This window comes from Pseudomonas sp. DWP2-2, from assembly GCF_049897065.1.
GTDB lineage: Bacteria > Pseudomonadota > Gammaproteobacteria > Pseudomonadales > Pseudomonadaceae > Aquipseudomonas > Aquipseudomonas paracarnis.
On record NZ_JAFCVN010000005.1, the window covers coordinates 400,257 to 412,419 of the forward strand.

General features: G+C 59.9%; 7 protein-coding genes. 5 read left to right on the top strand and 2 right to left on the bottom strand.

Annotated elements, in window-relative coordinates:
• Entirely contained in the window at positions 1 to 492 is a 492-nt protein-coding gene (purE, locus tag ACP7CZ_RS14555) for a 5-(carboxyamino)imidazole ribonucleotide mutase (RefSeq protein ID WP_003195648.1), read from the bottom strand.
• Positions 493 to 825: 333 nt separating this feature from the next.
• Positions 826 to 1,734, bottom strand: coding sequence for a LysR substrate-binding domain-containing protein (locus tag ACP7CZ_RS14560; RefSeq protein ID WP_019818139.1), 909 nt, complete (start codon positions 1,732 to 1,734; stop codon positions 826 to 828).
• A 181-nt stretch (positions 1,735 to 1,915) separates the two neighbouring features.
• On the opposite strand from ACP7CZ_RS14560, the gene aspA reads away from it, so the two are divergent.
• The 5 genes from aspA to ACP7CZ_RS14585 all read left to right on the top strand — a co-directional run bounded on the left by aspA (position 1,916) and on the right by ACP7CZ_RS14585 (position 12,041).
• Positions 1,916 to 3,340: an aspartate ammonia-lyase gene (gene aspA / locus ACP7CZ_RS14565; protein WP_003195657.1), complete on the top strand. Its 1,425-nt coding sequence runs from the start codon at positions 1,916 to 1,918 to the stop codon at positions 3,338 to 3,340.
• A 392-nt stretch (positions 3,341 to 3,732) separates the two neighbouring features.
• Positions 3,733 to 5,178, top strand: a complete 1,446-nt coding sequence (locus tag ACP7CZ_RS14570; protein WP_054916993.1) for an alanine/glycine:cation symporter family protein — start codon at positions 3,733 to 3,735, stop codon at positions 5,176 to 5,178.
• A gap of 76 nt (positions 5,179 to 5,254) precedes the next feature.
• The gene (locus ACP7CZ_RS14575) at positions 5,255 to 6,232 is read left to right on the top strand and encodes an asparaginase (protein WP_072445656.1); all 978 of its coding nucleotides are present in this window, start codon (positions 5,255 to 5,257) and stop codon (positions 6,230 to 6,232) included.
• Between the two features lie 115 nt (positions 6,233 to 6,347).
• The gene (locus ACP7CZ_RS14580) at positions 6,348 to 10,985 is read left to right on the top strand and encodes a hypothetical protein (RefSeq protein ID WP_294188499.1); all 4,638 of its coding nucleotides are present in this window, start codon (positions 6,348 to 6,350) and stop codon (positions 10,983 to 10,985) included.
• Positions 10,986 to 11,048: 63 nt separating this feature from the next.
• On the top strand, positions 11,049 to 12,041 hold the full coding sequence (locus ACP7CZ_RS14585; protein WP_197900109.1) for an AraC family transcriptional regulator: 993 nt from the start codon (positions 11,049 to 11,051) through the stop codon (positions 12,039 to 12,041).
• Positions 12,042 to 12,163 lie beyond the last annotated feature (122 nt).

Here is a 12,163-nt window from a genome sequence, read left to right on the forward strand (position 1 = left end):
TCAGGCGATGCGTGGGTCTGGATTGTCCAGCACGCTGTCTGTCTGCTCAGCACGGAATTTTTTCAGCACCGCATGAAACTGCGGGTGCTTGGCGCCCAGGATGCTGGCGGACAGCAAGGCTGCGTTGATCGCGCCGGCCTTGCCGATCGCCAGGGTTGCCACCGGAATGCCAGCCGGCATCTGCACGATGGACAACAGCGAATCCACGCCCGAGAGCATCGACGACTGCACCGGCACGCCAAGCACGGGCAGGTGAGTCTTGGCCGCGCACATGCCAGGCAAGTGCGCCGCGCCGCCGGCACCGGCGATGATCACCTCGATGCCACGGGATTCTGCTTCATCGGCATACTGGAACAGCAAATCCGGGGTGCGGTGGGCGGAGACCACCTTCACTTCGTACGGAATGCCGAGTTTTTCCAGCATATCGGCGGTGTGGCTAAGGGTGGACCAATCGGACTTGGAGCCCATGATCACGCCAACCAATGCACTCATCGTCGTGCCTCTTCTCTCTGGGCGCCCGCAGGCGCGTCAAAAAACAACAAGCCACGCGGGAAATCCAGCGTGGCTTGGTGTACGAATTAAGGCCGGTTTGGACCGGCCGAAGGCCGCGCAGTATACCGTAATAATCCAGATAAACAGCCCCTGGGATGACCATCTGTCTAGCGGCGCAAAGTGGCTGTTTTATTGACTTAAGAGTCAGCGAATACACCACGAAATCCTGTGGGAGCTGGCTTGCCTGCGATAGCAGTGGATCAGAGCCAAATAGGTTGGCTGACACACCGCTATCGCAGGCAAGCCAGCTCCCACATGTGTTATGCGCTGGGCTCAAGCGCTTTGCGCTGCCCCACCTTCCAGCTTCCTCCACAACAACCGCACATTCGCCTTGCGCACCAACGCGCAGCGATACAAGCGAATCTCCAGCGGCACATGCCATTGCGGCCCGCCGCACACCACCAGTTCGCCACGTGCCAACTCTGCACGTACGCTCAACTGCGGCACCCAGGCGATCCCCAAGCCTTCGAGCGCCATGCTCTTGAGGCTGTCGGCCATGGCGGTTTCATAGATGGTGGTAAAGCGCAGAGCCCTCTGGCGCAGCAGCAAATTCACCGAGCGGCCCAGGAACGCGCCGGCGCTGTAGGCCAGCAGCGGCACGCTGCCCTCGCCCTCCAGGTCGAACAGCGGCTTGCCCTCGGCATCGGCGGCGCACACCGGGAGCATTTCGGTGTTGCCCAGATGCAGCGACGGGAAAATCTCGGCGTCCATTTGCATCGCCGCGTCCGGGTCGTAGAACGCCAGCATCAGGTCGCAACCGCCTTCGCGCAGGGCGTGCACGGCGTCGCCGACGTTGGTGGCCACCAGCCGCGTGGCGATATTCAAGCCCTCGTTGCGCAACTGCGCGATCCACCGCGGGAAGAACCCCAAGGCCAGGGAGTGCGCGGCCGCCACTTGCATGACTTCGCCCTGCCCGCCTTCCAGGTGATGCAAATGGCGCAGTACTTCACCGAGCTGTTCGACCACGGTGCGCGCCGTCACCAGAAACAACTGCCCGGCCGCCGTCAGCTCCACCGGCGTACGTGAACGGTTGACCAGCGTCAGCCCCAGCGCGGCTTCCAGGCTGCGGATACGCCGACTGAACGCCGGCTGGGTGACAAAGCGCCGCTCAGCCGCCTGGGAAAAACTACGCGTCGCCGCCAGGGCGCTGAAGTCTTCCAACCACTTGCTCTCAAGGTTCATCACTGCCTCCCACGGAATGCACCATTTTGGCACACACGCCCGCCAAGATAACCGGGTCACATCCACATTATGCCGTTTGTGCATAGGCCAGTGTTTAACAGCATTGGCCCAAAAAGTTCTACAAGCCTAGCATTCGCAGCGTTCCGGCCAGTTCCGGGTCCATATTGAGATGATTTCCGTCATGTCCTCTGCTGCATCATTCCGTACCGAAAAAGACCTGCTTGGCGTACTCGAAGTACCGGCTCAAGCGTATTACGGCATCCAGACCCTGCGAGCGGTGAATAACTTCCGCCTCTCGGGCGTTCCGATTTCGCATTACCCGAAATTGGTGGTCGGTCTGGCAATGGTCAAGCAAGCGGCCGCTGACGCCAACCGCGAGTTGGGCCAGCTCAGCGAAGCCAAGCACGCTGCCATCAGCGAAGCCTGTGCTCGTCTGATCCGCGGCGATTTCCACGAAGAGTTCGTGGTGGACATGATTCAAGGCGGCGCCGGCACTTCAACCAACATGAATGCCAACGAAGTCATCGCCAACATCGCGCTGGAGGCCATGGGTCACCAGAAGGGCGAATACCAGTACCTGCACCCCAACAACGACGTGAACATGGCGCAGTCGACCAACGACGCCTACCCGACCGCGATCCGCCTGGGTCTGCTGTTGGGCCATGACGCGCTGCTGGCCAGCCTCGACAGCCTGATCCAGGCGTTCGCCGCCAAAGGCGCCGAGTTCAGCCATGTGCTGAAAATGGGCCGCACCCAGTTACAAGACGCCGTGCCGATGACCCTCGGCCAGGAATTCCGCGCTTTCGCCACTACCCTGGGCGAAGACCTGGCGCGCCTGAAGACCCTGGCACCGGAGCTGCTCACCGAAGTGAACCTGGGCGGCACCGCCATCGGCACCGGCATCAACGCCGACCCACGTTACCAGGCCCTGGCCGTACAACGCCTGGCCACCATCAGCGGCCAGCCGCTGGTACCGGCGGCCGACTTGATCGAAGCCACCTCCGACATGGGCGCCTTTGTACTGTTCTCCGGCATGCTCAAGCGTACCGCCGTGAAGCTGTCCAAGATCTGCAACGACTTGCGCCTGCTGTCCAGCGGCCCACGCACCGGCATCAACGAGATCAACCTGCCGGCACGCCAGCCAGGCAGCTCGATCATGCCCGGCAAGGTCAACCCGGTGATTCCGGAAGCGGTTAACCAGGTGGCATTCCAGGTGATCGGTAACGACCTGGCCCTGACCATGGCAGCCGAAGGCGGACAATTGCAGTTGAACGTGATGGAGCCGCTGATCGCCTTCAAGATCTTCGACTCGATCCGCCTGCTGCAACGCGCCATGGACATGCTGCGCGAGCACTGCATCGTCGGCATCACCGCCAACGAAGCACGCTGCCGCGAACTGGTGGAGCATTCCATCGGCCTGGTCACCGCGCTGAACCCGTACATCGGCTATGAAAACGCCACCCGCATTGCGCGTATCGCTCTTGAAAGCGGGCGCGGCGTGCTGGAACTGGTGCGTGAAGAAGGCTTGCTCGACGACGCCATGCTCGACGACATCCTGCGCCCGGAAAACATGATCGCTCCACGCTTGGTCCCGCTGAAGGCCTAAGCGTTTGTTGCACCGCTCACCAGGTTGAGGGACTAGACACCTCTCACCTTTTGAGGGCCTGAAGGCTCGTTCTTCAGGCCCTTTTTTTTGCCTTGAGGTTGCTCCATGACGCCCATAAAAAATCTAATATCGCACCGCAAACCTTCCTCCCCTTCCGCGACCGCGCTGAAACCTTTAATCGCCCCGTGCAGACGGATCACGCTCGCCTAGGTATAGTGCCGCCCCTCTTCGCGTCTGCGGCTGTCGGTAACGAGGCCCGGGAACCACGCGAAAGCGCATGAATAACAACACCCGCAAAAGGATGGGGATCGAGCGTCGTGCACTGCCTGGTGCCGAGCGATGCGTCGGACCGTCCTGCGTTTGCCATTAGAAAAATCAGCGAGGAACACTCCATGCTCGAAGTCATCAACGACTTCCTCTCAGGGAAAGTACTGATCGTGCTCATAGTCGGGCTCGGCGGTTATTTCACGATCCGCTCGCGTTTCGTGCAGTTGCGTCACTTTTTCCACATGTTCTCGGTGTTTAAAGACAGCCTCAAGAGCAGCGCCGGCCAACTCAGCTCGTTCCAGGCGCTGATGCTCAGCCTGGCCGGCCGCGTGGGTGCCGGTAACATCGCCGGTGTCGGCATTGCCGTGACGTTGGGTGGCCCGGGTGCCGTGTTCTGGATGTGGGTCACCGCGCTGGTGGGCATGTCTTCGAGCTTTATCGAGTGCTCCCTCGGCCAGTTGTACAAGCGCACCGACGCTGAAGGCACCTACCGTGGCGGCCCGGCGTATTACATCCAGCACGGCCTGCACAAGCGCTGGCTGGGGATGGTCATGGCGTTCCTGCTGCTGGTGACCTTCGGCTTTGCCTTCAACGGCCTGCAAGCACACGCTGTCACCCACTCGCTGAACAACGCCTTCGGCCTCGACACCACCTACACCGGCCTCGCGCTGGCGGTGTTGCTGGGCCTGGTGTTCATCGGCGGGATCAAGCGTATCGCCTCGATCGCCGACCTGCTGGTGCCGGTCAAGACCCTGGTCTACATCGCCGTGACCCTGTACGTGATCGTGCTGCAATTCGACCACGTACCGGCCATGCTCGCGACCATCGTCAAGAGCGCGTTCGGCCTCGACCAAGCCTTCGGTGGCCTGGTGGGCAGCGCGATCATCATGGGTGTAAAGCGCGGCGTGTTCGCCAACGAAGCAGGCTTGGGCAGTGCGCCTAACGTGGCGGCAGTGGCGTCGGTAGAACACCCTATCGCCCAAGGCGTGGTGCAAGCGTTCAGCGTGTTCCTCGACACCTTCGTGATCTGCACCTGTACTGCGTTGCTGATCCTGCTGTCGGGTTTCTACACCCCAGGCTTTGAAGGCGACGGCATTGCCCTGACCCAGAACTCCCTGGCGGCAGTAGTGGGTGACTGGGGCCGCATGTTCATCTCGGTGGCCCTGGCGTTGTTCGTGTTCACGTCGATCATGTACAACTACTACTTGGGCGAGAGCAACCTGCGCTTCCTGGTCGGCAACAACCGCAAGGTGCTGATGGGTTATCGCGCTTTGGTGCTGGTGCTGATTTTCTGGGGCTCCATCGAGAACTTGAGCACGGTGTTTGCCTTCGCCGACATCACCATGACCATGCTCGCGTTCGTCAACCTGTTCGCGCTGGCGTTCCTGTTCAAGATTGCCATGCGCATCCTCAACGACTACGACAACCAGCGCGCGGCGGGTATCAAGACCCCGGTGTTCGATTCCAGCCAGTTCCCCGACCTGGACCTGGACCGCAAGGCCTGGCCGGCCAACCCGGTGAAAACCGAAGCGGCCCCGGCAGTTGAACTGAGCGCTCAAGCGCAACGTTAATCACGGCTAGATGACACGCCGCCCGGCCTTGGGCATGCTCTGGGCCCGGCGGCGTTTTTCGTTCAGGAGATTTTCGATGCAATCAGCTAATAACGTGATGGTGCTCTATACCGGCGGCACCATTGGCATGCAGGCCAGCGCCAATGGCCTGGCACCCGCGTCTGGTTTTGAAGTACGCATGCGTGAACAGTTCGCCGACGCCGACCTGCCCGCGTGGCGCTTCCGGGAAATGTCACCACTGATCGACAGCGCCAACATGAACCCCGCTTACTGGCAGCGCCTGCGCAGCGCCGTGGTCGAGGCGGTAGACGCCGGCTGCGATGCCGTGCTGATCCTGCACGGCACCGACACCCTGGCCTACAGCGCGGCGGCCATGAGCTTCCAACTGCTGGGCCTGCCGGCACCGGTGGTGTTCACCGGTTCGATGCTGCCCGCCGGTGTGCCCGACAGCGATGCCTGGGAAAACGTCAGCGGTGCGTTGACAGCCTTGGCCGAAGGGTTGGAGCCGGGTGTGCACCTGTACTTCCACGGCGCGCTGATGGCACCGACCCGCTGCGCGAAGATTCGCAGTTTTGGGCGCAATCCGTTTGCGGCCTTGCAACGCAAGGATGACTTCGCCCGTGCCGAAACCCTGCCGGCAGCGCTGGATTACCGTCAGCCCAAAGCCTTGGCGAACGTCGGCGTACTGCCGCTGATACCCGGTTTCGACGCTGCACAGCTAGACGCAATCATCAGCAGCGGCATTCAGGGCTTGGTGCTGGAGTGCTTCGGCAGCGGCACCGGGCCGAGCGATAATCCGCAGTTCCTCGCCAGCTTGCAGCGTGCGCAAGATCAAGGTGTGGTGGTGGTCGCCATCACTCAGTGCCATGAAGGCGGTGTAGAGCTGGATGTCTACGAGGCCGGCAGCCGCTTGCGGGGCGCCGGCGTGTTGTCCGGCGCAGGCATGACCCGCGAAGCCGCGTTCGGCAAGTTGCACGCCCTGCTCGGTGCCGGCCTTGCCGTCGAGGAAGTGCGGCGCCTGGTAGAGTTGGACCTGCGTACCAACCCAGCTTGAACGCCCAAGACAGCCCTACATAAGCACTGCTATTCCCTGCTTGCTGATACCTAACATGGAAAACCCGAGCCTGCTCTCGGCTTTTTCCATTGATCGGCAAGACAGGGATGCCCGCATGACAACCTCCAGCTCCACACCCTCGCAGCAAACGCCTCCAGACACTGAAACACACAAACTGGCCACTCAACTGTCCGTCGGACCTTCGTTCCGTGAAGCCGCTCGCGAACTGCTGCGCCAGTCTTTACTGGAGAAATACCCAGACCTGGACATCGACCCGGCCATGACACTGATGGGCACTCCTACCTGGGAGCTCATCGATGACCAGATCGTGCCAGGGCCAACACGCTATGAAACCTTGAGCAGCATCCTGGCCCGGCAGGCCATCCTCAAGGTGCCGACGCTGTGCGTCGAGGGCAATCACTTCCTGACCCTGAAGCCGTTGACCACCCCCCCGCTTCATTTACCCGTGCGTATTGTCGAAATCGCCAATCTGATCAATACCCTGGCGCCGGTGGTCTACCGGGCCTTTCAGGAACAGCTGGTAACGTTCTGGAACCAGAGCAACGGCAACGGTCCTCGCTGGCAAACACTCACCCAGAGCCTGCGCGGGGCCTGGAATGTGCAACACGTCGATGCCTGGACCGACGAAGACTGCACGATGGCCCGAACGCTGTTTCATGCACCCACCCGCTCCGCTCGCCAAGGCAATAACCCTTATGGCAGCCGCGCTTATCTGATTGATGCCGACCTGGTAAAAGGTTCCAAGACGCAGCACACCGACCAAGTATTCATGACCGTGCTCGAGGGCAAATCCGAAGACAAAACCCTGATCCTCTGTTACTCACCCTTCAAGGGATACGAGAAATACGACACCTACCAACAGCTAGGCGATTCGTTGAAGGATCACCTGGAGCAACCGGAGGCTTTTGATCGCCTGGAGTGGCGCCTTTATGAACCTGACGGCGATTTTTTCGAGCACGCTGCCTGCAAGCTGATCGCCCTGCAACTTGAGACTGTGGAAAACCTCAAAACCGGGGATTACAAACAGCCCAGCGCGAAACACCCGCCCCTGCAAACACTCCCGATGCCTGCCGAAAAAGCCATCGCCAAAGGGCCGGGCCCAGGCTGGTATCAAACCCAACTGCCGGACTGGCTGACCGATGCCTCTGCCAGCGATCAGTCGCTTTATTCACGCCACCTCAAGGACTTGGCCTCGCTCAATAGCCTGAATGCCGGCAAGACCTACGATGACGGTATTCCCAGCATTCATCAGTTCGCCTTGGACCAGTTGAAAATCGAGCTGCTCAAGGACCACCCGACGCTGCATTACCTGAAGCTCGACAAGCTGAAAATCCAGGTCAAGAGCCTGGTGGTATGGGGCCTTTTCACCGTGCCCGGGCAGTTCGAAACCACCACGTTCAGCCTTGCCGAACTGGCCCTGCAAAACCTGATTGCACTGCCCACCGGTAATAAAACGTTGCTGAGCGACATCCGCCAATCCATACCGGATCGGATAACCGTGGCTTACCTCGAAACACTGATCAGCCGCTGTAATATCGGTGTCACGTACCCTGCATTGATCCGCAGCAAACTGCTGGATGACCCGGCCGAGGCGTCACGTCGCAAAAAACTGTACCGCGATCACCTGCGAGTCCAATTGCCGATGCTGGCCTTACAGCACAAGATTCGCCGCATGGGCGGGATTGACGAGCGCGGCTACCGCTACGTTGTGGCTGTGATGCAGCCTGAAAGCGGCGACCATTACGTCGACGGCAAAGCCATCATGGTGCGACGCCTGAGCTTCAACCCCAAGCGCCGGCTCATCAACGGCAACGATGACGTCACCAATATGTACATCATCGGCCCAGAAAATGCTCAAGACGGCCCTTGCCTGCTATACCGCCCGTTGTTTGAACCCGCGTTGCTGCAATACCCATCACCGGCAAACTTGCTGTATGCCATCAGCCAGTCGCGCACGTTGCGCGATTCGGTGATTAGCTGGCTACCGGACGCGGTGCGTAACCACTACGCCAATTATGTCTTTACCAGTCATTGGCCGTCGCCGTGGGTCATCGCCGACTTTCTGGTAAACCCCATCGAGCTATGGACCTATAGCGGTCCCGTGAGTCTTGGTGAGGAGAGCCTCAACGGGGATATGTTCAAGACGCTGTTCGAGAGCAACGCCAAAGCGCTGATTGAACTGGCGGACCGCCAATCGGTATCGAATGCCGAAAGCCGCTGGGACACGCTAAAGCAGGCCGGTTGGGTGCTCTTCAATGCCGCACTGCCCTTTATGGGGCGCGTCGCAAGCACTAGCGCGTGGATCTGGCAAATCGTCGAACAGCTGGAAACTTTTGCCCAGGCCCATGAGGAGGGCGACAAGCCTGCACAATGGTCTGCGCTGACCGATGTGCTGCTTAACCTGGGTATGGCGATCACCTTACACAGCGCACAGCGCAGCAGACCTAAGTTCGAGCCGGCCAGGATCGAGCCCACCAAAGTCAAGACGACCGAGCTTGCGCCTGAAACGCCGGGCCCCTCCAGCACGATAAGCTTCACCGTCGAGCAACTGCCTGAGCGAACCTCGCTGGCCCCGCCTCCCGATCACGAGATCGCACTGAACACGAGCGGCGCAATCAACCGCACGCCAGCGCTGGAAACCTCGATGCTTGAAAGCTTTAAAACAGAAAAGCCCGCTGACCTCGGCGCCGTCATAGACCAGCCGGCTGCTGACCGCTACCTGTATCAGTCAGGAGAGCAGCACTACGCTCCCGTCGGCGAAAACTGGTTCATGGTGAAAGTGGACGACGATAAAAACATTGTTGTCATTGACCCCAACCAGGCCAACCGCATCGGCCCCATACTGATTCACAACGCTCAGGGCGAATGGTCCGTCGACCACCGGGTGCGCCTGCGCAAACCCAGTACCGATCGGTTGAAAAATACCGCCAAGGACCTTGCGATCACCGAAGCCGACGCATCGCGCAGTAAATTGAAAGCGTTTGAAAGCGCGAAGAAAACCCAGCAGCGCCTACTGCAAGAAACCCGCAAAGCAATGGACGAGGCCCCCAGTACCAGTGCCCAAGCCAAACGCCAGGCCTACCTGGACACGCTCGATGGCCAATCGGAAGACTACGAACAAGCACGGCAACACCTGATGACCATCGCCGTCTTCACCTCGGAGCCTGAATTCCAAGTAAAAGCCATTGGCTATCTACAGGCCCAACTGGCGCTCAATGAAGCAGGGGTAAACGAAGAACTCGTCCCCTTTACTTCAAAACTTTCGCCCGTTCTGGAACAGCTCCCAATCCATGCACCGCCACCTCATACCAGCGATATCGCGGACTACCAGCAGATCGTCGAGATGAGCGACAGCATGATCAAACGCCTGGATTACGCTCAGTCACGCTTCACCGAACTACGCAAATTCGGCCCGGCCGGATTCGACGTGATGAGGGAGAGCAAGCGCAAACTGCCCCGCTATATGAGCGACGATCTCAGGGCCCTGCAGGTGACGTTGGCGCGTCACTTGTGCCTGACCCCTGAATCCCTCGCAACCGAACCCCATGCCTGGGAGATGCTCAACAACACGCTCGACAGTGCCGACGTCGCGGTACAGACCCTGCGTGACACCCTGGATGAGCGAAGCGAATATCGCCTGGACGAGCGTATCGATGCCTTGAGCAATCTAGTGGAGCAGTTCAAGTTCATCGATGAGCGCTTGAAGGACTTTTCTCAAGAGTTCTCCGAACAGATCCAGGCCCAACCCCTGGAGCGCCTGAGTCGATCGCTGCAAGGGTTCGCCAACCGCGCCAAGGCGGCACTTGTCCCTCTGCACGAAGAACAGAAACTGACGCGAATCAGGCCCACCCCTCCCCCTGCGCTACCCAGGCCGCTGAAAAAATTTATCCAGACACGCTACAACGGCGTGTTGATTGGCGAACCCCGCTTGGACCCCATAGGGACCGTATCAAGGTTCGTTGATATCAAGACCCCGATAACCGGCCAGGTCCTGGCCACCTTTCATGAGAAGACTCCGGGTATGTGGGTCGAACACATCGAAACGCCCACGGCACAGGCCACATCCACAACGCTCACGCTCCACGACGCCACCACCGCGGGCGAGAAACTACTCGCCCAATTGCCGAAGTTTCAAGAACGCGCCAGCCAACAAGCCAACGATACCTCGCGCACGGCCATCGGCATCGAGTACATGTTTCACCAGCACGCCTGGTTGCTCGAGCGCAGCGAGCAAGATATTGACGAGGCATTGATCAAAGCCAAAGTCACGGCACAAACCAAGCAATCCAGCGCAGACCTGCGCAAACGACTCAAGGCTGCCACAAAAGCACTTTACGCACGAGCCACTGAAACCGTGGCAAAGCTGATCAAGCAACAGCCGCCGACCATTGCCCATGTCGACTGGCTCATTAACCACCGCGAAATTGCGATCAAAAAGGTCACGACCCGCCAGCCCCTCAAGGGCGCCACTTGGAGCTATCAAGATGAGTATGCCGTCATTGATCTGTCTACCAGCAAACCCCTCTGGTATGCACATTTCCAATACTCGAGCGCCCACGCTTCACTTAACAGATTTCTCCATGCACGGTTGAAAACACCAGCAGAACAACAGCTCAAAGAGGTGGCTGACACGATCACCGACTTGAACGCAGAGGAACAACTCAACTACTACCGCAGCTCCATCAACCTGACGCAAGCCCAGCGCTTGTTTTTCCCGCCAGAGGTCTATTGACCATCCCCTCGCGCAACGGCACATAACTTGCTCCAGCCTGGCAAACCCAGGCTGGAATCGATCATGCTGCATTCACACCTGACCACCCTCAATGCGGTCTCGCTGATACTGGAGACGTTCAAGCCTGACGGCATACCCAGCCAAACCCTGCTGGCCGGCAGTGGCATCAGCAGTGCCGACCTGGGCCGCGCCGATACGCGTATTACCACTCATCAGGAAATGCGCGTATGCGCCAACGCCGTGGCGTTGCGCCGGGGTATCGGCTTGGAACTGGGCCGGCGCATGCATGTGTCATCCTACGGCATGCTCGGTTATGCACTGCTCACCAGTGCCACCTTCGGTGACGCTTTGCGCCTGGCCCTGCGCTACCCGGCGCTGTTGGGAACACTTTTTGAACTGAGCCTGGAGGAGGACGGCGAGCGTGTTTGGTTCAGCGCCAGTGACTATCGCGAAGATCAAGCCCTGCACGCCTTCAATGTCGAGTTCTGCCTGCTCTCGCTGAAAGTCATCGGCGACGATCTGCTCGGCCAACCACTGCCATTACTCGGCGCGCGCTTTGAATACCCAGCGCCCGACTATCGAGCACGCTACGCCGAACGCTTCGACTGCCCGCTGCAATTTGGCGCCGCCAGCAATGCCTTTGCGTTCGACCGTGACTGGCTCGATCAACCCCTGCCGCTGGCCGACGCCGTCACCCACTGCGCCATGGTGGAACGCTGCCGGCGGCAGAATGCCGAGTTCACCGGTCGCCAGGCCTGGCTGGGGCGTGTGCGCCTGTTACTGGCCGCGCAACTGAATGCCGCTCCGGGCCTGGAGGGACTGGCAGGGCAGATGAACTGTTCAGCACGTACCCTGCGCCGGCATTTGCATGATTTGGGCTGCAGCTATCAGGAGTTGCTCGACGAACTACGCTTCGAACGCGCCAAACATTTGCTGGGGGAGGATGAACTGCCGATCTACCGGATCGCCGAGCAACTGGGCTTCAGCGAGACCGCGAGCTTCAGGCATGCGTTCGTGCGCTGGAGTGGTGTGGCGCCGAGTCAGTTCAGGCCTTAGCAAGGGGCGAATAGCGGACAGACACATTGGCCATATCGATCCCCTTTTGGCCGCTCCTGCCGTTCTCCAAAACCCGGCGTCTGGCAACACTGCAAGGCATACCCCAAAGCCTTCGGAGAACA